Consider the following 23,935-nt stretch of genomic DNA (forward strand, 5'->3'; position numbering starts at 1 on the left):
TCGTGCATCTCGCAATGTCGCCCCGCTTTGGGTACAGTAGCGCTTGCCTTCAGATCAGACCGGACTACAGACATCCAATGAGTTATCAGGTACTTGCCCGTAAATGGCGTCCGCGCCTGTTCCGTGAAATGGTCGGCCAGACCCACGTTTTGCAGGCCCTGATCAATGCCCTGGATCATGACCGCCTGCATCACGCCTACCTGTTCACCGGTACTCGCGGTGTGGGTAAGACCACCATCGCGCGTATTCTGGCTAAATGCCTGAACTGCGAAACCGGCGTCAGCTCCGAACCTTGTGGCGTGTGTTCCGCGTGCAAAGAGATTGACGAGGGCCGTTTTGTCGACCTGATTGAAGTCGACGCGGCCAGCCGGACCAAGGTCGAAGACACCCGTGAACTGCTCGACAACGTGCAATATGCGCCGTCCAGAGGCCGTTACAAGGTCTACCTGATTGACGAAGTGCACATGCTCTCCAGCCACAGTTTCAATGCGTTGCTGAAGACGCTGGAAGAGCCTCCGGAACATGTCAAATTTCTATTGGCGACTACCGACCCGCAAAAACTCCCGGTAACCGTACTGTCCCGTTGCTTGCAGTTCTCGCTGAAGAACATGCTGCCGGAGAAGATTGTCGATCACCTCAAGCACGTGCTGGGCGAGGAGATGATCCGCTTCGACGAGGAGTCGTTATGGCTACTCGGCCGCGCCGCCGATGGTTCCATGCGCGACGCCTTGAGTCTGACTGATCAGGCCATAGCCTTCGGTAACGGTGCTTTGCAGATTGCCGATGTGCGTTCGATGCTCGGTACTATCGATCACGGCCAGGTATTCGGTCTGCTCGACGCGCTTGCGGGCCATGATGCGCCCGGCGTGTTGGCTGCCGTGGCCCAGCTAGCCGAGCAAGGTGTGGACTTTGCTGGTGTATTGGCAGAACTGATCTCTACCTTGCAGCGCGTGGCCATCGCCCAGGTATTACCCGCTGCGGCTGACAACAGCCTGGGTGACCAGGAGCGCATTCTGGATCTGGCGGGTCGCTTGAGTGGCGAAGATGTGCAGTTGTTCTATCAACTCGGGCTGCATGGCCGTCGCGATCTGCCGCTTGCGCCCGACCCGCGTGGCGGCTTCGAGATGGCCTTGCTGCGCATGCTGGCGTTTCGGCCGGGCAGTCTGTCACAGGACTCGGCCGCGCCCTCTTCGGCGCCGCCGGGAAAGTCCTCGGGGCTCAGCCAGGCCAAGGCTGAATCCCCGCTTCCCGTACTGGCCTCCGGTAGGGATGTTGCCAAGACCCATCCCACGGCCGCTGCTGATGATCACCAAGTCCGGCATGAACCGACTGAGCGCGCTGAGCCCAAGGTAAGTGCGTCGCCGGACACCAGTGAGCCAACCCCTGCCGTCGCGGCCACTGCGGCTGCTAACTCGTCTCCTGCAGTAGAACCGGTTACAGACGCTGGACAGGCTGACGGCTCTGCTGCGCCGCAGTTGACTGCGGCTTCGGCAGACACCAGTACGCGCATGCCCTCTGGGCAGCCGTTGAAGGCAGGGGTGCCAGTGAAGCCGCCACTGGAAGAGCCCCCGGCGGAATGGCTGCAGGCTATCCCGGACGATGATGCGGCTGACGATAATATTGATGTGGATGCTGATGAAGCGCTGGATATCAGCCAATATCTGGGCGACTGGCAGGCTGAAGCGGAGGCTGCCGAGACTCTGGCTGAAGAGGTGGTCCAGGCGCAGGACACTATCAGCGATCTACCGCCTGCCAGCGGCCTGGCTGCTGAATGGTTGGAGATCTTTCTGGGGCTGGGCCTCAGTGGTCTGACACAGAGCATCGCCGCGCATTGCGAGCTGGTGGAGCGATCTGCTGATGCCTGGACGTTGCATCTGGATCCCGGACACAGCGCGCTGTATAACGAGAACCATCGGCTGCGGCTGCAGCAGGCAATCAATGAGCATTTGAACCTGAGCATCACGCTGGAGGTCAAAACCACAGCGCCAGAGCAGGAAACGCCAGCGATCGCGGCTGCCAGGCGCAAGTTCAAGCGTCAGCAGGAGGCGGAATCGAGCATTCGTCAGGATCCGCTGGTCATGAGCTTGATGCAGACGTTTTCTGCAGAAATATGCGCTGAGAGTATTCGTCCGATTGACGCGGCGAAACCCTGAATTTAATTACCTTACCTTTGAAACGAGGACAGCATCATGATGAAAGGCGGCATGGCCGGGCTGATGAAGCAGGCGCAGGAAATGCAGGAAAAGATGCAGAAAATGCAAGAAGAGCTGGCTAATGCCGAAGTGACCGGGCAATCAGGTGCTGGTCTGGTGTCGGTTATTATGAATGGTCGGCATGACGTCAAACGGGTGAGTCTGGATGACAGCCTCATGAGCGAAGACAAGGAGATCCTTGAGGATCTGGTGGCGGCTGCTTTCAACGATGCAGTGCGCAAGCTGGAAACCAACAACAAGGAAAAGATGGCCGGCCTGACCCAAGGTATGAACCTGCCTGACGGCTTCAAGATGCCTTTCTGATTTATCCACTATTTGTGCAAGGCTGCTAAATGAGTTTCAGCCCTTTGATTCGCCGTTTGATTGATGGCCTGCGCGGCTTGCCGGGAGTCGGTCCAAAGACCGCCCAGCGTATGGCGCTGCATTTGCTGGAACGTGACCGCGATGTGGCTCGGCATCTGGCCGACGCTTTGCACGCCGCGATGGATGGTGTCGGCTATTGCAGCCGTTGCCGCACCCTGAGCGAGCACGACGTTTGCGCCATCTGCAGTGATCCACGACGTGACAGCAGCTTGCTGTGTATTCTGCAGAGCCCTGCGGACGTTTGGGCAGTTGAGCAGGCCGGAGGGTTCCACGGGCGCTATTTCGTGCTCAAGGGTCAACTGTCGCCGATTGACGGGTTGGGTCCTGAAGAGATCGGTATTCCCGCGCTGCTCGAAGCCGTGGAGAGATCAGCGATCGAGGAAAGCGCGGTAGCCGAGGTGATTCTGGCTACCAACCCGACGGTCGAGGGCGAAGCGACCGCGCATTATATTGCCAACTTGCTCAAGCCCAGAGGTATCAAGGTGTCGCGCATTGCGCACGGTGTGCCGCTGGGAGGCGAGTTGGAATATATTGATGGCGGCACGCTGGCCCATGCGCTGGCAGGGCGAACGCCAATCCTCTGACGTTGGCCCTGTCTGACGCCTGCCTCAACTGGCCAGGCGTCCGTCGCGATAATCGCGCAGCGCCTGTTCGATTTCTTCTCTGCTGTTCATCACGAACGGGCCGTACTGCACTATGGGTTCGCCCAACGGCTTGCCGGCAATCACCAGCACTTTCGCGCCCTCGTTTCCAGCCGATATTGCTATCCGATTGCCGGGGCCCAGCCGACCCAGACGGCTCTTGTCCAATGGCTTATCTTGTTCGCGGCCGTGGTGTGTGACCTGCCCCTCATAGACATAAAGCATGGCATTCAGGTGCATGGACAGCGGCAGCTCAACGCGCTCGCCCGGTAGCAGGTGCAGATCCAGATACAGCGGCTCGGTACTTTTGCCGGTGATGGGGCCGGATATGGAGCCCTTGCCCAGGTCGATTTCGCCCGCTATGACTCTGACCATGCCTCCACCGGAAAGCCGTTGCTCGGCGACGCTGGAAGAGGGCAAGTCGGTATAGGACGCAGGCTGCATTTTTTCCGCGCCAGGCAGATTCACCCAGAGTTGAAAGCCGCGCATCCGACCAGAGGCCTGCTGCGGCATTTCCGAATGAATAATGCCTTTGCCTGCGGTCATCCACTGCACTCCGCCCGGTTCGAGCAAACCGCGGTTGCCCAGGTGGTCCTCGTGCAACATGCGACCTTCAAGCATGTAGGTGACGGTTTCAAAGCCCCGGTGCGGATGCGATGGGAAGCCGCCAACATAGTCGGCTGCTTCATCGGAGCCAAATTCATCGAGCATCAGAAAAGGGTCAAAGCGTTCGGCACCACTGCCACCGAACACGCGTTTGAGCTTGACGCCATCACCATCTGACGCGGCTTGGCCCAGCAGCACTTCAACCAGATCGCGATTAACTGAGGTAGACATGACATATCTCCTATTAAGGTATGTCATTAGTCTAAAGAGGGATTAATCGATTAAATAGTGCAAAAAATGCCCGCTTTAAATCGATTTATTTGATCTGAAGTGTTATTCACCGGCTTTCGCTTTCAGTTCCTTGTTAATACGGTCATAGGCTTCGCAGGCGCCGTGGTCGCTGCGTGTAGGGTCACGCAATTGCAATCCCAATAACTGCTTATGCAGCTCGTTGGCTTTGGCCTGGTCACCGTCGGCGAGCCGATGGATAGTTTCAGCCACTTCCTCAGCCTTGGCTTGGGCTTCTTCGGGTGTACAGGCATAGGCTGGCAAAGCGGCCATGCCGAAGAGGGCGGTAATTACCAGACCCGTTAGTATTTTCATCAAGTAACCTCGTTGACTGCTCGTGTTAACGGCTTGCTAAACGCAAACGTTATCGTAACGACAATACTACTTCGCACCAAGCGCTGGCTTGTACCTGCGCTGCGGAGAATAAAATTGAAACAGCTAATGCCTTGCTATAGTGAATGACAGGAGTAGCTTACGCACGACAATTAATGCTCCTGCGACATTCTTTCGCACTTACTAATGAGAGTCAGCATGCTGATTTCAGTTCCCCGACTAGCTATCCTGCTGTTGTGTCTCGGAGCCGCGCCAGCGCTGGGCGAGAGCTTCAAGGTCGGATTTGGTACGGACAAACCGCCGTACATTTTCGAAGGCGAAGCACGCGGGCTGGAATACGATATTGTGCTTGCCGCATTTGCCCAGCAGCAGCGCGAAGTGCAGCCCTATCACGCGCCGCTGGAGCGTCTGCATCGTATGCTCGAACGCGGCGAGCTGGACGCCATCACCTCTACCAACACCACCAGCGGGATACCCGCGCACTATTCCGCCATCTACATCGAATACCAGAACGTGGCTGTGTCACTCGCCGCACGCAATGTGCAGCTTACGGGTATCGAGGATCTTGGTCTGTACTCGGTCAGCGCCTTCCAGCGTGCTCGGTTTCTACTCGGCGACGAGTTTCGCAGTATGGCGCTGAACAACCGCCGCTACCGGGAGGAAGCCCGCCAGGTGACCCGCAACATGCTGCTGTATGCCGGCCGAGTTGACGTCATGATTGGTGATCGGAGAATTTTTCGCGCTTTTGATCCGGTGGTGGCCGACCGTGTGGATATTCATCAGCCGGTGGTTGAACACGACTTGTTTCCTCCCACCGGCTACCGGGTAGGCTTTGTCCGGGATGCGGATCGTGACTTGTTCGACCAGGGGCTTGCGGCGATCATCGACAGCGGTGAGTATCAGCGTATTGAAGCGCGATATGCAGAGTATTGAATGCCGACTGATTCGTTGACTGAATAAACGCTGATTGCGCCCGAAACTGAGCTGATTTGTTGCGTCGCATTGGTTAGTCTCTGAGCTGACAATAACAAAAAGATCGGACATATCATGCTTATTCAACAACCGCGCCTTACCGCGTATCTCCCCTCGCTGATTCTGGTAACTCTGATGGCTACTCACACTCCTTCACTGGCGCAGGATAAAGCCCCAGCATTGCCAACTCCCGATAGCGTACGCCTGGATAAACTGCAATTGATGCAAGGTTTTCCACCCGCCGCGGACAAACAGGTGACGGCCGCTAATTTCTTGAGCGAATACCCCAAACTGCGCTGGGCATTTCACCATATGCGCGAACTGCTGCCTTCCCGCAACGTCGCCAGGGGCCCCGGCGCGGCTGTTCCGTTGCCAGCCGGAGATGATCGGCGGGCGGAGATTGATGCGCTGACCTTTACCGGCCCGGACGGTAACACACTGAGTTTTGCCGACTACCTGACGGCGTCTTTCGCGGACGCGACCTTGATCATGCTCGATGGCAAAGTCATTTATCAGGCCTATCACGAGGGAATGCCGGAACAGAATCCGCACATGATGTGGTCTATGACCAAGTCTTTCGCTGGTTTGCTCGCAACTCAGCTGATGGAGGAGGGCATCCTTGATGGCCAGACGTTGGTCACTGAATATGTGCCGGAATTGCAAGGCAGCGGCTGGGAGGGCGCCACCCTCCAGCAGTTGCTGAATATGACCGCAGATATCGACTACAGCGAAGTCTATGCCGATGCGGATTCCGACGTCATCAAGTACGCCTTCGCCGCGGGCATGCTGCCGGTCCCTGCCGACTTTGCCGGACAGCGCGAGCTGTACAGCTACCTGCCGACCATCGGCGCCGACGGTGAGCACGGCGAGCGATTCATGTATCGCACGGTGCATACCGAAGTGCTCGGCTGGGTACTGCGCAAGGCTACCGGCAAACACCTGGCGCAGCTGATCAGTGAGCGCATCTGGACCAAGCTGGGTACCGAGCATGACGCCTATCTGCTAGTGGACCGCCATGGTGCCGAGTGGGCCGGCGCCGGTATGAATGCCAGCCTGCGCGATCTGGCGCGATTCGGCGAGATGATGCGGCTTGAGGGCCGATATAACGGCGAGCAGATCGTCAGCGCCAAGGCGGTCAAAGCGATACGCGAGGGCGCCGATAGAGAAGCTTTCAAGGCTTCAGGTCGGGATTTTCAGCCAGGTTATTCCTACCGTAACCAATGGTGGATCAGCCATAACGCCGATGGGGCTTTCGAGGCGTTGGGGGTCCATGGTCAGATGATCCACGTCAACCCGACAGTTGGCCTGGTGGTGGTGCGGTTGTCGTCGCACCCGGTAGCCAGCTCAGCCTTTACGTTCCCGACCACGCTCCCGGCGATGCAGGCGCTGGCTGACCTGCTGCGCTGACAGGCAGGGCTCATTCGCTATAGGAAGTATCGCCGCGTGGGTGTTTAGTTGAACATCTCTGCCGGCACGTCGCGGCGGTGCGCCAGACTGGTGTCACCGCTGTCGGCGTGGTAGACGATGACCACATCGCCCTTGATGATCTGCTTGCGCAGTCGCTCAACGCGCTGGTCCAGGCTGGCATCATAGCCATTGTCGGTGCCGTCACGGGTAACAAAATCCTCAAGCATGCGCTCAAGGGTGGCGGGGTCCAGAAGGTCGTGGGGTATCAGCACAGTGTCTACTTCCTCGATGACATGAGCGCAGATGATACACTGCGCGGCTTGTCGATAACGTCTGGCTTGCGATGATTACAGATCCTCTGTTCTATCTTTGTGCGATTCCTGCGGTGCTTTTCTACGGTATAGCCAAAGGTGGCTTTGGTGGCAATATCGCCATTCTCTCGGTGCCGCTAATGGCACTGGTGGTCTCGCCGCAGAAAGCGGCAGCAATACTCCTGCCGATTCTTATCGTGATGGATATCACGGCGCTAAGGACCTTCCGCGGCCGCTGGGACAAGCCGAACCTGCGCATTATCATTCCGGCAGCGCTGATCGGCGTGCTGATTGGCGGTCTGACCTTTCGCCTGCTGGAGGATGCACATATACAGCTGATGATTGGCGCCATCGCGTTGGTCTTCGTATTGAACATCTGGCTCCGGCGTGAAGAGCCACCGGTGCGCGGGGCGGGAATAGTGCGCGGCGGATTCTGGGGCATCATCTCCGGCTTCACCAGCTTCGGCATCCATGCTGGCGGGCCGCCGATCAATGTCTATCTATTACCGCAGAAAATGGACAAGACACTGCTGATGGGCACTATTGCCGTGTTCTTTGCCGTGGTCAATCTGGCCAAGCTGCCGGCCTATATTTACCTGGATCAGTTCAATACCAGCAATCTTCTGACCTCGCTGGCGCTCCTGCCGCTGGCCCCAGTAGGGGTATGGCTGGGTTTCTGGATGCTCCAGCGCAGCAATGAAAAACTCATATATCAGCTGTGTTACGTCTTCCTGTTTTTTACCGGGTGCAAGCTCTTGTATGACGGATTCAGCGGGCTTTATCCCGGTTGAGTAGCGCGTCGATCACTGCATAAAGCGCGTCACGCTGGACCGGCTTGGCCAGATAATCATTCATGCCCGCTTCGACGCCAGCTTGCCGATGGCTGTCGAAAATATGCGCAGTCAAAGCGACTATGGTTACCGCGGGGAGTCGATGCTGGCGCTCGAATGCGCGTATTTGCCGGGTAGCCTCAAAACCGTCCATGACCGGCATTTCCCCATCCATGAGAATGAGCTGGAATTGCTCCGGGTTAGCGCGATACACCGCCAACGCTTCGGCCCCATTGGTCACAAGCTTGACCATACAGCCGCGTTTCTCCAGCAAGCCGCGCACCACCATCTGGTTGACCGGATTGTCCTCTGCGACCAGCACGCTGAGTGAGCGTCCGAGCGGATTGGGAAAAACATCCAGGTCATATTCGGTCGCTGCGACGTGGCTATCGCTGGCCATATCCAGTTCCGCCAAAGCCTTATGCATCTGCACTGGCGTAATGGGTGCATTGCATAGCCGGCAATGGCCTGTACCGCAGGCCGATAGCACCTGCCGCAGATGCACGGAACAGACCACCAGTGCCGCTCCGCGGTGCGCCTGCAAAGCCTGGTTTAGACTGGCGAGCTGCGTCCGATCCAGCCCGGCGGTACTGGCAAACAGCAGCCCCGATCGCTGGCTGCTGCTCAGTTGATCGAGTGAGAGCGGCTGCGGGTTGTAGCCGAAGCGCATCAGCAGCACGCGATAACTGGCAAACTCTGCTGGGTTCTGGCTGACTAGCCAGGCGGGGCGCAGCGCAGTGCTTCCTCGGCTTGCCTCTGCAGCGATGTCGGCTGTAGCCGAGACCAGCTCAAAATCCAATGTGAAACTGAAGCACGAGCCCGTCCCTGGCTGACTCTCTACTCTGATCTGGCCGCCCATCAGCTTGGCCAGCTCCTGGCTGATGGTCAGCCCCAGGCCGCTGCCGCCGTAGCGTCGGGTGGTACTGCTATCGGCCTGAGCGAAAGACATGAATAGTTGATGTCGAGCGTCCGCGCTGATGCCAATACCGGTATCGCTGATATCAAACTGCAGCCGCACAACATTATCCGGCGCGGTGGTAAGGCGGCTGACATGCACCGCGATATGCCCCTGTTCAGTAAATTTGACCGCGTTGCTCATCAGATTGAGCAGCACCTGTTTCAGCCGGGTAGGGTCGCCGATCAGTAAGCCGGGGACTTCCGGGTCCAGGCTGCAATAGATCGCCAGGCTCTTTTTCAGGGCTTCGGCGGTAAACAGGCTGCAGCTATCGGACAGGAGTTGCTCTATATCAAACTCGATACGCTCCAGACGAACCTGGCCGGACTCGATGCGAGCATAATCCAGGATGTCATTGATCACCGAGATCAAGGCATTGCCGGAACTGTTTATGGTTTCCACGTAGAAGCGCTGGTTGTTGTCCAGCCGGGTATCGCGCAGCAGTTGCAGCATGCCAAGCACGCCGTTCAACGGGGTGCGGATCTCGTGGCTCATTTTGGCCAGAAAGCGGCCCTGAGCGGCGGCCTCGAGACGCGCTTGCTGAGCCTGTTCGTCCGCTTTGTAGCGCGCTTCCTTGAGGGCGTTGATTCGGTCAGCCAGACCCAGCGAGAGAATGAACAGCTCGACGCAGATCCCCAATTTTACCCAGTCAGTGCCATAGGAAATCGCCAACTCAATGCCCAGCGAGCCGGCTGTCGAGAGCATCAATGAACACAATAACAAGCCCCAGGCCAGCGTGTAGTAGGAGCCGTAGCGAAAGCCCTTGCGCCAGACGTAAAGGCCGGTGGCGAGCAGTATCGCCGAACTGAGCAGAACGTACAGGCTGGCCGCCAGATTGTAGAGATTGAGCCCGATCAGCGGCAGGCTGATCAATGTCAGGCCAACGATGATGATGACGCAGCGCAGCAGCCAGTCGATCCTGGGAAATCGCTCCCGCGTATGCAGAAAGTGCCGGCTGAATTGGCTGGCAACGATGCAGTGCAGGAACATCAGGCTGTAGATCGAGATCGACTGGAAACTGACGCCCATGGGTAGCCACTTCCACAGCAGCCCATCGAACGCCGCCATGAACAGCAACATGTTCATGTTGTAAATCAGGTACCAGAGATAGCTGCGTTCGCGCAGCGCCATGTACAAGAACAGGTTGTAGGCAAACAGGCCGAGCAATACGCCGTAGAACAGGCCGTTGGCGAGCATGCTGACTTCCAGATTTGCCGCGGCGGCGGGCCAGGTGGAAAAGTACAGGGGTACAAACACGGTACTGCTGGTTTCCACCCGCAGGTAGAAGTCGTTACGCCCGGGCGTCAGCTCCACCGGCATCCAGGGGTTGCGCACCTGCATCGGCCGCTCACCGAGCAATAGATGATCGCCACTGTGTTGTTCGCGCATCGGCTTGTCCGCGCCGAATTGAAACAGTTGCAGGTTGTCGAGAATCGGATAATTGATTTCGATTACGCCGCTGATGCTGGCACTGGAAGGGTTGTCGATGGCGAAGCGCAGCCACCAGGCGGAGCCCGTTTTGCCCATGTTGGGGTATTTCCCCGTCACCGGCTGCCAACTGCGTCCCGAGCTATCATGAATCTGATCGACACTGAACCCTGCCTCTGGGTCTTCCAGCAACAACACGTGGGAGGATAGATTGACGCGCAGATCGGTCTGCTCTATCAACAGGGGTTCGACCGTCTGCGCATGCGATGGGAATGCCAGCAGAAAGGAGCAGCAAAGTAACAACAGCCTTAGCGACAGGGCCATCCGATGCAAACCTCTAGGTGCCTGTCGATTATTGGAATGTTATTGAGACAAGGCTTGCTTGAATGTAGCACAGGCGCGGGTTCTGTGGGCATGGCCCGGACAGCTAAGCGCGCTTCAGGATGTCAGTTGACCCCGAATGAGTTGGCGCAGCAGAAAGCGGCTGGGATGCACGGCCTGGAAGAGATCGCTGGGTAGCGGCAGCGCTTCGCCGGTGACCAGCGCAGCAATCAACTCGCCGCTAAGCGGGCAACTGATCAGTCCACGCGAGCCGTGGGCCGCGTTGATAAACAGTCCAGGGAGCCAGGGCGAGTTTGTGGATGGCTGTTTCGATGCGTCCTTGCCCAACACCGCATACGCGCGCTGGAAGCTGACGGCATCGACTAACGGCCCAACCAGAGGCAGATAGTCCGGGGTGGTGCACCGCATGGCCGCGCGGGCCTTCAGAGTAGCCGGGTTCAGCTGGTCTCGCTGCAGCGCGCGGGCCAGGGAGGGTGACAGACTATCGAGCAAGGCTAGGTTGCTGTGGTTTTCCTCGGCACTGGGCTGCGTATCATCACGGTCAAAACGAAAGCTGGCGCCCAGATGATGCTCGCCCTGACGCGCCGGGGAGATGTAACCTTCGGCGCAGATCACGCTACGCAGCCGCGCACTGTGCTCGGTAGCGGGGAGATGGGTAATCTGACCGCGTATGGCTTTGAGCGGCAGGTGTGTGGTCTGGACAAATTTCTGACTGTCCGCCGCACTGCAGATAACCGCCACCTGCGCCTGGGCAAGCAGGTGCCCTTCAGCATCCAGCGCCTGCCATTGGCCTGCTTGATATGCCAGATTCAGCGCTTCGCTGTGGGTCTTCAAGGTTATGGCCGGATGCCGCAACAGCGTCTGGCACAGGGCCGGTGGATTGACCCAGCCGCCTTCCGGAAAAAACAGGCCAGGGTGATCAATGACAACGCCGGCTATTTCGCTTGCCTGTTGCGCATCCACACCGTGCAGAAAGCGTTGCGGATAGCCGGCTACCGCCAACTTTTGCAGACGTGCAGATTCCTTGCCGGTGGCGCCCAGCTGCAGCACGCCGCAGGGCTCCCAATGCTCTCCATCGCGCGGGAGTACCTCGTGCAATAGCCGCAGGCTGTAGGCATAACTACTCTGGATAAAGCGTGAGAGCGGTGTCTGATGCGGCGACAGTTTGCAATAGAGTATGCCCTGCGGGTTGCCGGACGCTTCCTGTGCAGCGGCTGGATGGCGCTCGATTATGGTTACCTGCCAGCCGCGACGGGCCAGGGCGAAGGCGCTGCAGCAGCCAGCCAGCCCGGCACCGATGATGATTGCAGTGTGCCTGCCCTGGAATGGTTTGGGCCGGGCATACCAGGGCGCTGCCCAAGGCAATGAGCCGCTGCGTTGCAGGCTTCCGGCGAGCATATGGCGTTTGTGTTTGTGCCCTGGGACTTTGTGCATGTCAAAGCCGGCGGCGATAAGCCCGCGCCGTACCTCGCCGACGCTGGTATAGGTGGCGACTGTTGTGCCCGGCTGCGAGAGTCGCGCCATCTGTTGATACAGCGCGGGTTGCCACATGGCCGGATTTTTCGCCGGGGCAAAGCCATCGAGAAACCAGGCATCTACACGAGCGTCGAGCTGCGGCAGGGTGTCGAGCATATCGCCAACCAACAACGTCAGGGTCACCCGCCCTTGGGCCAGAACAAATTGTTGCCAGCCGGGAGCCAGATCCGTGTATTGAGCTTCAAGAGTCTCGGCCCAGGGCTGCAGCTCGGGCCATAGGCGCTGCGCACGCTTAAGGTCACAGGCAGATAGCGGGTATTTTTCGCAGCTGACGAAATGTAGAAAAGCAGATGCTGGCGCGCATTGATCCCATAGCTGCCAGGCGGCAAGGAAGCTTCTGCCGGTACCGAAGCCGGTTTCGCCTATGCAGAAATGACCGCCCTCAGGTAAGGCCGCCCAGCGCTGAGCCAATTGGTTGTGGCGCAGGAACACATGCCGTGCTTCGTCCAGGCCGGATTCACTGGAGAAATACACGTCGTCAAACTGTTCCGAAAACGGTTGCCCGTCGGCTGACCAACTGAGGGTGGCAAAGGGTGATGGCGAGTTCACGACGGCTCCTGCGGTGTATCCGCAGGCATTGTAACCGCGAACGCGGCATATTAAATGCGCTGTTGTCTAGCTGGAGCAAGAGCCGCCCGGTGCAATCGATGCTTGATTAGCTCGGCGCTCAATTGATGTTGGGCAATATCAGCAATACCCAAGTAGCAACAAACACCAGGGCAACGGAAGCACATCTGCCTTTGATTCGCTGTTTCATAATGACCACCTTTTATTATTGTTGGCAGTTGCCTGGGTAAGGCCTGCGGCGCCAGCCGGGTTGTGGCTTGTGCGCTAATGTACGTTGACCTATAAGGCCGTTATGCAAAGTCTGACTGCAACGGGGGTTACCCGTTCAACACTTGGTGCTGCAACTACAGGGTAGATGTTTTCATCTTCGTGCGTTAGATGAATTGGCTACTTTAAAGAGTCACATTGTCGCCAACTAGAATGACGTTGTCATGACAATGTCATCATTAATTCTGTCATTTTTGCCGAGGGCGATAGAGCGCCGCTTTTGTCAGCGGGATTGAGCGTTTTGGTCATTGTCGCGCTCGCTGTCAGGAGTAGGGTAACTGTCAGACGTCATCACGGAGAGTCCCATGACCGAAGCATTTATTTTCGACGCCGTACGCACCCCGCGCGGTAAAGGCAAAAAGGACGGATCGCTTTATAGCGTCAAGCCGGTGAACCTGATAGCAGGCCTGTTGCGCAGCCTGCAACAACGCCAGAACCTGGACACCAGTCAAGTGGATGACATTGTGCTCGGCTGCGTAACGCCGGTGGGCGATCAGGGCGCAGATATCGCCAAGACCGCAGCGCTGGTGGCCGAATGGGATGATCGGGTTGCCGGAGTGCAGATCAATCGCTTTTGCGCGTCGGGTCTGGAGGCGGTGAATCTGGGTGCGATGAAAGTGCGCTCCGGATTCGAGGATCTGGTGGTCGTGGGTGGGGTCGAATCCATGTCACGGGTGCCCATGGGTTCCGATGGTGGCGCGTGGGCGATGGACCCGGAAACCAATCTACGCGCGCATTTTGTTCCGCAAGGCATAGGTGCTGACTTGATCGCCACCCTCGAGGGTTTCAGCCGCGAGGATGTTGACGCCTTCGCGCTGCGCTCCCAGCAAAAGGCGGCCAGCGCCCGCAACCGCAATGCTTTTGCTCGCACGCTGGTACCGGTCACCGACCAGAACGGTATCGTGCTGTTGGATAACGATGAATTTATTCGCGCGGATACCACGCTGGCAGGTCTGGGTGCGTTGAAGCCGAGTTTCGAGATGATGGGGCAGATGGGCTTTGATGCCGCAGCGCTGTCCCGGTACCCGCAGGTGGAGCGTATTCAGCACGTACACACCCCCGGCAACAGCTCGGGGATTGTAGATGGCGCCGTGGCGATGCTGATTGGCTCCCAGGACAAAGGGCGCGCGTTGGGCCTCACCCCCCGGGCCCGCGTAGTAGCGACCGCCGTGACCAGTACCGATCCCACCATCATGCTCACCGGCCCTGCTCCGGCCACCCGCAAGGTCCTGGCTCGCGCCGGGTTGAGCATCAATGACATCGACCTGTTCGAGGTCAACGAAGCGTTCGCCTCCGTGGTCATGCGCTTTATGAAAGAAATGCAGGTGCCGGAAGAGAAGGTCAACGTCAATGGCGGCTCCATCGCCATGGGCCATCCACTCGGCGCGACCGGCTGCATCATTCTGGCAACGTTGCTTGATGAGCTGGAGGCCCGGCAGCTGCGCTACGGCCTGGCCACGCTCTGTGTCGGCGGCGGCATGGGTATCGCGACTATTATCGAGCGACTTTGATGCGAGCAGACAGGAATCGACCATGACAGATGCTATTGAGTACCGGAAAAGCGCGGATGACATCGTTACGCTGACGCTGGATATGCCCGGTCAGAGCGCCAACACCATGAACGCGGTCTACCGCGAGGCCATGGCGACGACCATTGCGCGTCTGGAAGCCGAGCGCGAGCAGATTGCCGGGGTGATTGTGACCTCGGCAAAGAAGACCTTTTTCGCTGGCGGGGATCTTAACGAGCTGATCAAGGTGACTCCGGCCGACGCCGAGAGCTTTTATCACATGGTGCTAGGTCTGAAGGCACAGTTGCGGCGCCTGGAAACCCTCGGCAAACCGGTGGTCGCGGCGATCAATGGCGCGGCTTTGGGCGGCGGCTGGGAGCTGGCGCTGGCGTGCCACTACCGTATTGCGCTGGACCAGCCGCATGTGCAGTTGGGGCTACCGGAGGTGACTCTGGGCTTGTTGCCTGGCGGCGGCGGTGTTGTGCGCATGGTGCGCCTGCTTGGCGTGGAGAAAGCGCTGCCGTATCTTGCCGAAGGCAAGCAGTTGCGGCCAGCTCAGGCGCTGGCCGCGGGCCTGATTCATGAGCTGGCAGACAGCCGTGAAGACATGCTGGCGAAAGCGCGAACATGGATACTGGCTAACCCTGGGGCGGTTCAGCCCTGGGATAGCAAAGGCTACAAGTTGCCCGGCGGCACGCCGAGCCATCCGGCGCTGGCGCAGATGCTGCCGATTGCACCTGCGCTGCTGCGCAGCAAGACCCAGGGCTGTTTCCCGGCACCGGAGAAGATTTTGTGCGCCGCGGTGGAAGGTGCTCAGGTGGATTTCGACACCGCGCAGCTGATCGAGACCCGCTACTTTACCGAGTTGGCCACCGGCCAGGTGGCCAAGAACATGATCGGCACCTTCTGGTTTCAGCTGAACCAGATCAAGGCCGGGGGGTCACGGCCTGCCGGGTTTGACAAGGTGTTCACGCGCAAGTTGGGCGTGCTGGGTGCCGGCATGATGGGCGCTGGTATCGCCTATGTGGCGGCATCAGCGGGCATTGAGGTGGTCCTCAAGGATGTCTCCACCGAAGCGGCAGACAAGGGCAAGGCCTACTCCGCCGGATTACTCGACAAGAAGCTATCCCGCGGTCAGACCACTGAGCAGAAGCGTGAGGCGATACTCGCACGGATCCATCCCACTATTGATGAAGCAGATTTCGCCGGTTGCGACCTGATTATTGAAGCGGTATTTGAGGATCGAGAGCTCAAGGCCAAGGTCACCCAGGCGGCTGAGCAGCATGCTCTGGCAGACGCGGTTATTGCCTCCAATACCTCTACGCTGCCGATTACCGGCCTGGCCTCGGCCATCAAACAGCAGGACAGATTTATCGGCCTGCATTTCTTCAGCCCGGTCGACAAGATGCCGCTGGTGGAGATTATTCGCGGTCAGCACACCAGTGATGAAACGCTCGCGCGTGGTTTTGATTTTGTCATGCAGATCAACAAAACGCCGATAGTGGTCAATGACAGCCGCGGGTTTTTTACCTCCCGCGTGTTCAGTACCTTTACCAGTGAAGGTATCGCGATGCTCGGCGAGGGCGTGCCAGCCGCATTGATCGAGAATATCGCGCGTCAGGCGGGCATGCCGGTGGGTCCGCTGGCGGTATCCGATGAAGTGTCCATGAGTTTGATGAGCCATATCCGCGAGCAGACCCGACGAGACCTGATTGCCGAAGGCAAGAGCCTGCCCGAGCACCCGGCGTTCAACGTTATCCAGCAGATGGTTGAGACCTTCAAGCGCCCGGGTAAAGCGGCAGGGGCGGGGTTTTATGAGTACCCCAAGGACGCCCGCAAGCATTTGTGGTCAGGCCTGAAGGCGCAGTTTGAAAAACCCGAGGCCATGATTCCGCAGCAGGATGTTCGCGACCGGCTGCTGTTTATCCAGGCGATTGAAACAGTTCGCTGTGTCGAGGAGAAAGTGTTGTTGTCCACGGCGGATGCCAACATCGGCTCGATTTTCGGTATCGGCTTTGCAGCCTGGTCCGGTGGGGCGCTGCAATTCATCAATCAGTATGGTTTGCAGGCTTTTGTCGCGCGGGCGCGCTATCTGGCGGAGCAATATGGCGAGCGGTTCGAGCCACCGGCATTGTTACTGGAGAAGGCTGCCAGCGGCTCGACTTTTTGAACTCAGAGTAATTGATCGGTTCGTGCCGCCATGATCAGATCATTGCGGTGCACACCGCCCAGTGAGTGGCTCCACCAACTGACTGTCACCTTGCCCCATTCCGTTAGCAGGGCAGGGTGGTGGCCGGCCTTTTCCGCCAATTCGCCGACCTTGTTGGTGAAATGCAGGGCCTGGGCAAAGTCATTGAAATGGTAGCGCTTTTCGACCCGAGATATTCCATCGACCTGTTTTAAAGTCCATTCCTGTAATTCGTCCAGTAACTCCTCGATAGCCTCTTCATCCATCGCAGTGGCGGCTGAATCGCTGGTATTCAAGGATTCATGTGGCAACGTACTCATACTGTTTCTCCTATTGCCTGTGGGTGATTTGAGCATAGCAGTCAAGCTGCTGTCCTAGGATTGAGTTTGTGCCAAGGCGTATCATGGGCGGCTTGCTAGGACATCAGAGGAATATGCATGCATCAACGTTGGCTGAGCGAGAGCTTGCGTTTTATCGGCTGGAGGCCAGACAGCACCAGTCACCAGGAAAAGCTGATCTCCGCGCTGGGAGCGACCCTGTCGCTACTGGTTGTGTATTGGGTCACGCACATAGGCCTGGACGGCGACGGCGCACTCTGGGTCACCGGCTCAATGGGCGCCAGCGCGGTGCTGGTGTTTGCCATGCCACATGGCGCGCTTTCGCAGCCCTGGTCAGTGGTCGGCGGGCAGGTCATCTCCGCCAGCTTCGGCGTGGCTTGCATGCAATGGTTGCCCGCCGGCCCCTGGGTGGCGGCCTTGGCGGTGGGAGGCAGTATTTTCCTGATGATGTATTTGCGTTGCTTGCACCCGCCTGGCGGGGCGACGGCAATGATTGTGGTCCTCGGCGGGCCTGCGGTGGAGAGCGCCGGATTTCATTTTGTGCTTTATCCGATTCTGCTGGATGCGCTGGTGATCGTCGCAGCGGCGTTGTTGTTTAATAACCTGTTTGAATGGCGGCGGTATCCGTTGTCGTTATCCCACCATCAGGTGGCGCGCCCGCCGGGCATCGCACCGGAAGATTTTCACCACGCCCTGCGGCAGATGAATTCCTACGTCGATATTGAATTCGACGATCTGCTCAAGCTGGTCGAGTTGGCCAATAAACATGCCAAGACGGAAGGCGTTGCTGAGAATGACCTGGTGGCGGGCGCTTTTTATAGCAACGGTTTGCCGGGCAGCAATTGGTCAGTGCGTGAGGTGCTGCAGGTCGAGGCCAGGCGGCCGGGGCGCTATGGGCGGGTGCGCTATAAAACCATCAAAGGCCAGGGCGAGGGAAGCGGCGGCATGTGTCGCCTGTCGACCTTTATCACCTGGGCGCGCTACCCGGTGGCGCAGGATGAGACCGGTTGGCACAGGGTGCGCTCTGCGGATAAGCCAAAGGTCTAAGCTCATTACGACGTTGGTCGAATGGCTTGACCGGTTGTTCATAAGGAGACTGGTCCAATGTTTTGGTGACCTTATCTACCCCGATGTAGATGTGCTGCTCTCCTTAGGCTGCTACCCGCAAGGGCGCAGCCATTTTTTTGCTACAGATGCGCCCAGATCGGTTATTACCCGGTGGAGCGGAACAGTTGCTGAGGCAACCTGAGCCCATCTGTAGCTATGGTGCTGGCTGGCGCGAGCCTACAATACCGCGTCCCTTCGCAAGCTTAGAGTTCCCACCATGCACGTCTCTTCTGGTCGCTGGTTATACGGTTTCGTTCTGGCGATGATCACCACCGTGCTATGGGCCGTGCTGCCGATCATGCTCAAGGAAGTGCTCAAAGGCATGGATCCGTACACCGTGACCTGGTATCGCCTGTTCAGCGCCGGGCTGGTGTTGTTCATCTGGTTGGCGGTGAAGCGGCGCTTGCCGTCGATTCGTGCGTTGTCGAGCAATAATCGCTGGTTGCTGGTAGTGGCGATTGTCGGGTTGGCCTGCAACTACGTATTTTATCTGATGGGCCTGAGCCGACTGACTCCAGGCACCATGCAGCTGATGATTCAGACGGCGCCGATCATGTTGATGTTCGGCAGTATGCTGGTATTCCGCGAGCGTTTTGGCCTGGGCCAGGTGTTGGGCGTATTGGTGCTGCTGCCGGGCTTTGTACTGTTCTTCAACCAGAGGCTGGTGGAGCTGTTCACGCAGATGAGCAGTTATACCCTGGGTATTCTGATTACCCTGGCTGCGGCATTGACCTGGGCGCTGTATGGTCTGGCGCAGAAGCAGCTGCTGACCATCTGGTCTTCGGTCACCGTCATGATGGTGATTTACCTGGCCTGTTCGGTACTGTTATTGCCGTTGACCAATCCCTTATCGGTACTGGATCTGACCGGGCTGCAATTCTGGCTATTGGTTGCCTGCTGCCTGAATACCCTGATTGCCTACGGCGCCTTCGCAGAAGCGCTGGTGCACTGGGAGGCGTCACGGGTCAGTGCGACCATCGCGACTACGCCGCTGTTTACCTTCAGCATGGTCGCCCTGGGCTCCATGCTCTGGCCGACTGTGGTGCAACCAGAGCTGCTCAATAGCCTGGCCTATCTTGGTGCGTTAATGGTGGTGGTGGGGTCGGCGCTGGTGGCGTTGGCGCCGAGCCTGATCCAGAATCTGAAGAATCGCCGTCTACGCCGGCTGGCAGTGACGCCGCCACCGGCGGGCTCCTGAGGTAAGCCAACGGTTCAGACTTCGCGGCCAGGCGGCCGTTCCTACCAGTGACTGCCTATTCTCTGTAGGAGCGGCCGCCCGGCCGCGAAAGGGCTCAGTCTCCCTGTCCCAGCATGGCTTCGGGCCTGACAGCCTGATCGAATTCGCTGTCGCTCAAATACCCCAGTGCCAGCGCCGCCTGTTTCAACGTACTGCCTTCCTTGTAGGCTTTCTTGGCTATGTCGGCCGCCTTGTCATAACCGATCACCGGGTTCAGCGCCGTCACCAGCATCAAACTGTTGTCCAGATGTTCACGCATGCGCTGGGTATCGGGCTCCATGCCCTCAACGCAGTGCTCGCGGAAGCTGTTGCAACCGTCGCTCAACAGGCGAATGGACTGCAGCAATGTATGGATGATCACCGGCTTGAACACATTGAGCTGCAGATGCCCGCTACTCGCGGCCATGCCCAAAGTCACATCGTTGCCCTGCACCTGGCAGGCAATCATCGACAGCGCTTCGCATTGGGTCGGATTGACCTTGCCGGGCATGATCGAGCTGCCGGGCTCATTGGCTGGCAGCCTGATTTCGGCAAAGCCGGCGCGCGGGCCACTGCCAAGTAGGCGCAGGTCGTTGGCCAGCTTCATCAGCGTAGTCGCCAGCTGCTTGCAGCCAGCATGCAACTGTACCAGCGGTTCGTGGCCGCTGAGCGCGGCGAACTTGTTCTCGGCGCTGGTAAACGGCTGGCCGGTAAGCTCGGCTATTTCGCTGGCAAAGGCCTCGGCGAAGCCGGCGGGCGTATTTAGCCCGGTGCCCACCGCCGTGCCGCCCTGAGCTAGCGCGTAAACGCCGGGCAGCGCCTGTTCCAACGCCTGCAGGCCCATATCCAACTGGGCGACAAAGGCCGATAGCTCCTGGCCGAAGGTCACTGGGGTGGCGTCCATCAGGTGCGTGCGCCCGATCTTTATCAGGTCGGCATATTGCTGCGCCTGACGCTGCAGTTGCTCACGCAGCGCGGTAACCGCCGGGATCAGCGCATTGCGGGTCTGCAGCGCAGCGGCAATATGCATCGCAGTAGGAAAAGTATCATTGGAGCTTTGCGAGCGGTTCACGTGGTCATTCGGATGCACTGGCGACTTGCCGCCCGGTGGGCCGCCAGCCAACTCGTTGGCGCGCCCGGCGATCACCTCGTTGGCGTTCATATTGCTCTGCGTACCGCTGCCGGTTTGCCATACCGACAGGGGGAAGTGCCCATCCAGCCGGCCATCGATCACTTCGTCGGCGGCACGCTCGATGAGCTGTGCGGTGTCTGCGTCCAATTTTTCGAGCTTGAGGTTGGTGCGCGCCGCGGCCTTTTTGATCAGCCCCAGGGCGTGCACCACTGCCAGAGGAATACGCTCTTCGCCTATGGCAAAATGATGCAGTGAACGTTGGGTCTGCGCACCCCAATAGCGATCAGCCGGGACATCAATATTCCCCATGCTGTCGGATTCGGATCTTGTGCTCATGCTGACTCTCCGCGTTGGTGTATGGTGTCTCGGGCTGTCAGTATAGGCCCTTGACCCTTATGACCTACGAAAGCGGGAAAAGTCCATGCGAAGCTCGATCCTGCCAACGGCTGGTTGGCCAATGTTCTCGGCACTGTTTATCTCATTGCTGCTTATCGCACCACTGGCGCAAGCGGATGAAGCTTCGCACCGGGCCAGTGCCGAGCGTTTTCTGAAACTGGCCAATGCCGACGAGATGACCGCGCCGGTGTACCAGCAGGTAGCGCGCATGCTTACCGCGCAGTTCTCGCAGATGGGTGGCTCGATGCAGTACGAGTCGATACTGCGCAAGTACCAGCAGCGCGCCCGGGCCGAGCTGGATAAAACCCTGGCATGGGACGCGATGCGCGACGAGTTGATTGATCTCTACCTGCCGCTGTTCAGTGAGCAGGAGTTCGAGCAATTGGCAGCGTTTTACCAGTCCGACGTTGGACGCAAGTTGATGACGCATTTGCCAGAGCTGACCCAAGAATCCATGGCGATCAGCAGTGGCCGCGTCGAGGAAAAAGTCGGGCCGCAGATTCAGGCGTTGATCGAAGAGATGGGCGCAGAGATCGAAGAGCAGCAAGCCGATCTGCGCTGACATAGCGCGCCGGGTTACACTGGGTTCATGAGTATTGAGTAACTGTATTGTGGAGAAACATGATGACTAGCAGCACAACGCCAACCCAAAACGCACTTCAGCAAGCCATGCAGAACTTGGCGCCGGAGCATCTGGAGCTGGTCAATGAAAGTCATATGCACAGCGTACCGCCGGGATCGGAATCGCACTTCAAAGCGGTGGTGGTCAGCCAGCAGTTTGTTGGCCTGAACGCGGTCAAGCGGCATCAGGCGGTCTATCGTTCGCTGGGTGATCTGATGGCAAGCATTCATGCACTGGCGCTGCATACCTACACCCCTGAAGAATGGGCGGCTCGGCAGCAGGCGCCTGCGTCACCCAATTGCCTGGGCGGCAGCAAAGCGGACGCCTGACTTGGATCCTGCGCTCTGCTAGAATTCGCGCCTCAATGGGTGCGCCCTTTACGGGGGCGATAACTGTATTGCCGAGGTAATTCATGTCGCAGATTGTTGTTGTAGCGCTGTACAAGTTCGTCACGCTGGAAGATTTCGAAGCCAAACGCCAACCGCTGCTGGATGTGCTGACCCGTTACGGCGTCAAAGGCACGTTATTGCTGGCGCGTGAGGGGATCAACGGCACCATCGCCGGCCCGCGCGAAGGGATGGATCGAGTGCTCGATTGGCTGCGCGCGGATCCGCGTTTGAGCGACCTGGATCATAAGGAGTCGCTGTGTGACGAGATGCCATTCTACCGGACCAAGGTCAAGCTGAAAAAAGAGATCGTCACCATTGGTGTGCCGGATGTCAGTCCCAACGAGACGGTAGGTACTTATGTCGAGCCGGGTGACTGGAATGCGCTGATCAGTGATCCAGAGGTGCTGCTGATCGACACTCGCAATGACTACGAGGTGTCGATCGGTACCTTTGAAGGCGCACTCGATCCGCAGACCAAAAGCTTCCGCGAATTTCCCGAGTACATCAAGGCCCATTACGATCCCGAGAAGCACAAAAAGGTGGCGATGTTCTGCACCGGCGGCATCCGCTGTGAAAAAGCCTCCAGCTATATGCTGCAACAGGGCTTTGACGAGGTGTATCACCTCAAGGGCGGCATCCTGAAGTACTTCGAAGAAGTGCCCGCCGAGCAAAGCAAATGGAATGGCGAGTGTTTCGTCTTTGATAACCGCGTGACGGTGCGTCATGACCTGGCACCCGGGTCGTTTGACCAGTGCCATGCCTGTCGACACCCGATTTCGGCTGAAGAAAAAGCCGCTCCGCAGTATGAAGAAGGCGTGAGCTGCCCGCGTTGCTATGCCAGCCTGCCAGAAAAGACCCGGCGCCGGGCTGAAGAACGGCAGAAGCAGGTGCGCCTGGCCAAGCTGCGCAATCAACCGCATCCCATTGGCCAGCCACAGGCCATGGCATCCCCGGGCGGAGCCCCCAACAAACCCTGACGGAGTTACGGCCATGACCCAGCGCCTGTTGTATGTAATGGATCCCCTGTGTTCATGGTGCTGGGGTTTTGCGCCGGTGATCGATGCGATTCAGGCTGCATATCCTGAGCTAGCCATTCATATGGTCGCCGGCGGATTGCGGCCGGGGCAGCGCGACCCGCTTGATGCCGCCAGTCGCGAGGCGCTGGGCGAGCACTGGGAAGCGGTGGAGATTGCCTCGGGTCAGCCCTTTTTGAGTCCGGACGACCTGCCTGAAGGCTTTGTCTATAATACGGAGCCACCATGCCGCGCGCTGGTGGTAGGTCGGGAGCTGGACGCCAGCAACGTATGGACGCTGGTCAAGGCCATCCAACACGCATTTTACGCCCAGGCGCTGGATGTGACGCAGACGGCGCTATTGGTCGATCTTGCCGAACAGGTTGGTTACGACCGCCGGGCGTTCAGTGAAAGCTTCGACGCCGAAATTACTCGGGCGGCGATTGCGGCTGATTTTTCCTGGACGCGCGACCTCGGCATTGCCGGTTTTCCCACCCTGTTGGCCCAGCGCGATGGGCAATTGGCGCTGCTCACCAACGGCTATCAGTCGGCTGACGAGGTAATGCCGTTGCTGGATCGCTGGGTGGCAGCGGGAGAGGCCCGGCAGCCAGCATGCTGAGCACTGCGCTGCACCTGGCGTTGCATACGCTGGTTCCATTGGCGGTGGCGCTGCTGTTTTTCCGGAGCCAATGGAAGAAAGCCTGGTTGATCATGCTCCTGACCATGCTGGTCGATCTCGACCACCTGGTCGCCGAACCGATTTTCGACCCGGGTCGCTGCTCAATCGGCTTTCATTTTCTGCACAGTTATTCCGCCATCGGCGCTTATCTGTTGATGACGCTCTGGCAGCCGCTTAGATTGGTGGGCTTGGGACTGCTGATCCATATGCTGGTGGATGCCAGCGACTGCTGGCGAATGGCAGGGTTTCCACTTTTGTAGGCAATAAAAAAGGGCCGGGTAATTCCCG

General features: G+C 58.5%; 22 protein-coding genes. 15 read left to right on the forward strand and 7 right to left on the reverse strand.

Annotated elements, in window-relative coordinates; translation table 11 throughout:
* Nucleotides 1–77 precede the first annotated feature (77 nt).
* The 3 genes from dnaX to recR are packed head-to-tail and all read left to right on the forward strand — an operon-like array spanning nt 78 to nt 3,160.
* Nucleotides 78–2,153, forward strand: a complete 2,076-nt coding sequence (dnaX, locus tag EAO82_RS08260; protein ID WP_096346110.1) for a DNA polymerase III subunit gamma/tau — start codon at nt 78–80, stop codon at nt 2,151–2,153.
* A 36-nt stretch (nt 2,154–2,189) separates the two neighbouring features.
* Nucleotides 2,190–2,516 (forward strand): YbaB/EbfC family nucleoid-associated protein, encoded by a 327-nt coding sequence (locus EAO82_RS08265; protein ID WP_096346109.1) that lies wholly within the window; start codon nt 2,190–2,192, stop codon nt 2,514–2,516.
* A gap of 29 nt (nt 2,517–2,545) precedes the next feature.
* Nucleotides 2,546–3,160 carry a recombination mediator RecR gene (gene recR / locus EAO82_RS08270; protein WP_096346108.1) on the forward strand — a complete coding sequence of 205 codons (615 nt, stop codon included), beginning with the start codon at nt 2,546–2,548 and terminating at the stop codon, nt 3,158–3,160.
* 24 nt (nt 3,161–3,184) lie between these two features.
* Here recR and EAO82_RS08275 read toward each other — a convergent pair whose 3' ends face one another.
* Both EAO82_RS08275 and EAO82_RS08280 read right to left on the reverse strand, forming a co-directional pair.
* Complete coding sequence (locus EAO82_RS08275; protein ID WP_096346107.1) at nt 3,185–4,054, reverse strand: pirin family protein; 870 nt, start codon at nt 4,052–4,054, stop codon at nt 3,185–3,187.
* A gap of 102 nt (nt 4,055–4,156) precedes the next feature.
* The gene (locus EAO82_RS08280; protein WP_096346106.1) at nt 4,157–4,426 is read right to left on the reverse strand and encodes a hypothetical protein; all 270 of its coding nucleotides are present in this window, start codon (nt 4,424–4,426) and stop codon (nt 4,157–4,159) included.
* A gap of 216 nt (nt 4,427–4,642) precedes the next feature.
* Between EAO82_RS08280 and EAO82_RS08285 the strand changes: the two genes are divergently transcribed.
* Together EAO82_RS08285 and EAO82_RS08290 are read left to right on the forward strand one after the other, a co-directional pair.
* Nucleotides 4,643–5,377: a substrate-binding periplasmic protein gene (locus EAO82_RS08285; protein ID WP_096346105.1), complete on the forward strand. Its 735-nt coding sequence runs from the start codon at nt 4,643–4,645 to the stop codon at nt 5,375–5,377.
* 114 nt (nt 5,378–5,491) lie between these two features.
* Nucleotides 5,492–6,823, forward strand: coding sequence for a serine hydrolase domain-containing protein (locus EAO82_RS08290; protein ID WP_096346104.1), 1,332 nt, complete (start codon nt 5,492–5,494; stop codon nt 6,821–6,823).
* A 44-nt stretch (nt 6,824–6,867) separates the two neighbouring features.
* Here EAO82_RS08290 and EAO82_RS08295 read toward each other — a convergent pair whose 3' ends face one another.
* On the reverse strand, nt 6,868–7,095 hold the full coding sequence (locus EAO82_RS08295) for a YheU family protein (protein WP_096346103.1): 228 nt from the start codon (nt 7,093–7,095) through the stop codon (nt 6,868–6,870).
* A 71-nt stretch (nt 7,096–7,166) separates the two neighbouring features.
* Between EAO82_RS08295 and EAO82_RS08300 the strand changes: the two genes are divergently transcribed.
* The gene (locus EAO82_RS08300) at nt 7,167–7,925 is read left to right on the forward strand and encodes a sulfite exporter TauE/SafE family protein (protein WP_096346102.1); all 759 of its coding nucleotides are present in this window, start codon (nt 7,167–7,169) and stop codon (nt 7,923–7,925) included.
* Here EAO82_RS08300 and EAO82_RS08305 read toward each other — a convergent pair.
* Both EAO82_RS08305 and mnmC read right to left on the reverse strand, forming a co-directional pair.
* Nucleotides 7,903–10,671, reverse strand: a complete 2,769-nt coding sequence (locus EAO82_RS08305; protein WP_096346101.1) for a hybrid sensor histidine kinase/response regulator — start codon at nt 10,669–10,671, stop codon at nt 7,903–7,905. The two genes, EAO82_RS08300 and EAO82_RS08305, sit on opposite strands and share 23 nt — an antisense overlap.
* Nucleotides 10,672–10,785: 114 nt before the next feature.
* The gene (gene mnmC / locus EAO82_RS08310; RefSeq protein WP_096346100.1) at nt 10,786–12,774 is read right to left on the reverse strand and encodes a bifunctional tRNA (5-methylaminomethyl-2-thiouridine)(34)-methyltransferase MnmD/FAD-dependent 5-carboxymethylaminomethyl-2-thiouridine(34) oxidoreductase MnmC; all 1,989 of its coding nucleotides are present in this window, start codon (nt 12,772–12,774) and stop codon (nt 10,786–10,788) included.
* A gap of 590 nt (nt 12,775–13,364) precedes the next feature.
* On the opposite strand from mnmC, the gene EAO82_RS08315 reads away from it, so the two are divergent.
* On the forward strand, nt 13,365–14,570 hold the full coding sequence (locus EAO82_RS08315) for an acetyl-CoA C-acetyltransferase (protein ID WP_096346099.1): 1,206 nt from the start codon (nt 13,365–13,367) through the stop codon (nt 14,568–14,570).
* Nucleotides 14,571–14,592: 22 nt separating this feature from the next.
* On the forward strand, nt 14,593–16,737 hold the full coding sequence (locus EAO82_RS08320) for a 3-hydroxyacyl-CoA dehydrogenase NAD-binding domain-containing protein (RefSeq protein WP_096346098.1): 2,145 nt from the start codon (nt 14,593–14,595) through the stop codon (nt 16,735–16,737).
* Between the two features lie 2 nt (nt 16,738–16,739).
* On the opposite strand, the gene EAO82_RS08325 is transcribed toward EAO82_RS08320, so the two are convergent.
* Nucleotides 16,740–17,075: a 4a-hydroxytetrahydrobiopterin dehydratase gene (locus EAO82_RS08325; protein WP_096346097.1), complete on the reverse strand. Its 336-nt coding sequence runs from the start codon at nt 17,073–17,075 to the stop codon at nt 16,740–16,742.
* A 117-nt stretch (nt 17,076–17,192) separates the two neighbouring features.
* On the opposite strand from EAO82_RS08325, the gene EAO82_RS08330 reads away from it, so the two are divergent.
* Together EAO82_RS08330 and EAO82_RS08335 are read left to right on the forward strand one after the other, a co-directional pair.
* Nucleotides 17,193–18,140: an HPP family protein gene (locus tag EAO82_RS08330; RefSeq protein WP_096346096.1), complete on the forward strand. Its 948-nt coding sequence runs from the start codon at nt 17,193–17,195 to the stop codon at nt 18,138–18,140.
* Between the two features lie 277 nt (nt 18,141–18,417).
* On the forward strand, nt 18,418–19,398 hold the full coding sequence (locus EAO82_RS08335) for a DMT family transporter (protein ID WP_096346095.1): 981 nt from the start codon (nt 18,418–18,420) through the stop codon (nt 19,396–19,398).
* A 94-nt stretch (nt 19,399–19,492) separates the two neighbouring features.
* Here EAO82_RS08335 and fumC read toward each other — a convergent pair whose 3' ends face one another.
* Nucleotides 19,493–20,884, reverse strand: a complete 1,392-nt coding sequence (fumC, locus tag EAO82_RS08340) for a class II fumarate hydratase (protein ID WP_096346094.1) — start codon at nt 20,882–20,884, stop codon at nt 19,493–19,495.
* 85 nt (nt 20,885–20,969) lie between these two features.
* Here fumC and EAO82_RS08345 point away from each other — a divergent pair, with 85 nt between their 5' ends.
* From EAO82_RS08345 to EAO82_RS08365, 5 genes are all read left to right on the forward strand, one after another.
* A complete protein-coding gene (locus tag EAO82_RS08345) occupies nt 20,970–21,506 on the forward strand; it encodes a DUF2059 domain-containing protein (protein WP_096346093.1) in 537 nt (178 codons plus the stop codon).
* 62 nt (nt 21,507–21,568) lie between these two features.
* Nucleotides 21,569–21,895: a BolA family protein gene (locus EAO82_RS08350; protein ID WP_096346092.1), complete on the forward strand. Its 327-nt coding sequence runs from the start codon at nt 21,569–21,571 to the stop codon at nt 21,893–21,895.
* A gap of 83 nt (nt 21,896–21,978) precedes the next feature.
* The gene (locus tag EAO82_RS08355; RefSeq protein ID WP_096346091.1) at nt 21,979–22,932 is read left to right on the forward strand and encodes a rhodanese-related sulfurtransferase; all 954 of its coding nucleotides are present in this window, start codon (nt 21,979–21,981) and stop codon (nt 22,930–22,932) included.
* A 13-nt stretch (nt 22,933–22,945) separates the two neighbouring features.
* Nucleotides 22,946–23,587, forward strand: a complete 642-nt coding sequence (locus EAO82_RS08360) for a DsbA family protein (RefSeq protein ID WP_096346090.1) — start codon at nt 22,946–22,948, stop codon at nt 23,585–23,587.
* A complete protein-coding gene (locus EAO82_RS08365) occupies nt 23,581–23,907 on the forward strand; it encodes a DUF6122 family protein (RefSeq protein ID WP_096346089.1) in 327 nt (108 codons plus the stop codon). Before EAO82_RS08360 ends, EAO82_RS08365 begins: the two co-directional genes overlap by 7 nt.
* The last annotated feature ends 28 nt before the right edge of the window (nt 23,908–23,935 follow it).

Origin of the sequence: Halopseudomonas pelagia, assembly GCF_009497895.1 — a bacterium.
GTDB lineage: Bacteria > Pseudomonadota > Gammaproteobacteria > Pseudomonadales > Pseudomonadaceae > Halopseudomonas > Halopseudomonas pelagia_A.

What these genes read in the sequence shown, in the direction of transcription:
- dnaX (WP_096346110.1), top strand. Translation starts at nt 78, where the DNA reads ATGAGTTATCAGGTACTTGCCCGTAAATGGCGTCCGCGCCTGTTCCGT.
- EAO82_RS08265 (WP_096346109.1), top strand. Translation starts at nt 2,190, where the DNA reads ATGATGAAAGGCGGCATGGCCGGGCTGATGAAGCAGGCGCAGGAAATG.
- recR (WP_096346108.1), top strand. Translation starts at nt 2,546, where the DNA reads ATGAGTTTCAGCCCTTTGATTCGCCGTTTGATTGATGGCCTGCGCGGC.
- EAO82_RS08275 (WP_096346107.1), bottom strand. Translation starts at nt 4,054, where the DNA reads ATGTCTACCTCAGTTAATCGCGATCTGGTTGAAGTGCTGCTGGGCCAA.
- EAO82_RS08280 (WP_096346106.1), bottom strand. Translation starts at nt 4,426, where the DNA reads ATGAAAATACTAACGGGTCTGGTAATTACCGCCCTCTTCGGCATGGCC.
- EAO82_RS08285 (WP_096346105.1), top strand. Translation starts at nt 4,643, where the DNA reads ATGCTGATTTCAGTTCCCCGACTAGCTATCCTGCTGTTGTGTCTCGGA.
- EAO82_RS08290 (WP_096346104.1), top strand. Translation starts at nt 5,492, where the DNA reads ATGCTTATTCAACAACCGCGCCTTACCGCGTATCTCCCCTCGCTGATT.
- EAO82_RS08300 (WP_096346102.1), top strand. Translation starts at nt 7,167, where the DNA reads ATGATTACAGATCCTCTGTTCTATCTTTGTGCGATTCCTGCGGTGCTT.
- EAO82_RS08305 (WP_096346101.1), bottom strand. Translation starts at nt 10,671, where the DNA reads ATGGCCCTGTCGCTAAGGCTGTTGTTACTTTGCTGCTCCTTTCTGCTG.
- EAO82_RS08315 (WP_096346099.1), top strand. Translation starts at nt 13,365, where the DNA reads ATGACCGAAGCATTTATTTTCGACGCCGTACGCACCCCGCGCGGTAAA.
- EAO82_RS08320 (WP_096346098.1), top strand. Translation starts at nt 14,593, where the DNA reads ATGACAGATGCTATTGAGTACCGGAAAAGCGCGGATGACATCGTTACG.
- EAO82_RS08325 (WP_096346097.1), bottom strand. Translation starts at nt 17,075, where the DNA reads ATGAGTACGTTGCCACATGAATCCTTGAATACCAGCGATTCAGCCGCC.
- EAO82_RS08330 (WP_096346096.1), top strand. Translation starts at nt 17,193, where the DNA reads ATGCATCAACGTTGGCTGAGCGAGAGCTTGCGTTTTATCGGCTGGAGG.
- EAO82_RS08335 (WP_096346095.1), top strand. Translation starts at nt 18,418, where the DNA reads ATGCACGTCTCTTCTGGTCGCTGGTTATACGGTTTCGTTCTGGCGATG.
- fumC (WP_096346094.1), bottom strand. Translation starts at nt 20,884, where the DNA reads ATGAGCACAAGATCCGAATCCGACAGCATGGGGAATATTGATGTCCCG.
- EAO82_RS08345 (WP_096346093.1), top strand. Translation starts at nt 20,970, where the DNA reads ATGCGAAGCTCGATCCTGCCAACGGCTGGTTGGCCAATGTTCTCGGCA.
- EAO82_RS08350 (WP_096346092.1), top strand. Translation starts at nt 21,569, where the DNA reads ATGACTAGCAGCACAACGCCAACCCAAAACGCACTTCAGCAAGCCATG.
- EAO82_RS08355 (WP_096346091.1), top strand. Translation starts at nt 21,979, where the DNA reads ATGTCGCAGATTGTTGTTGTAGCGCTGTACAAGTTCGTCACGCTGGAA.
- EAO82_RS08360 (WP_096346090.1), top strand. Translation starts at nt 22,946, where the DNA reads ATGACCCAGCGCCTGTTGTATGTAATGGATCCCCTGTGTTCATGGTGC.
- EAO82_RS08365 (WP_096346089.1), top strand. Translation starts at nt 23,581, where the DNA reads ATGCTGAGCACTGCGCTGCACCTGGCGTTGCATACGCTGGTTCCATTG.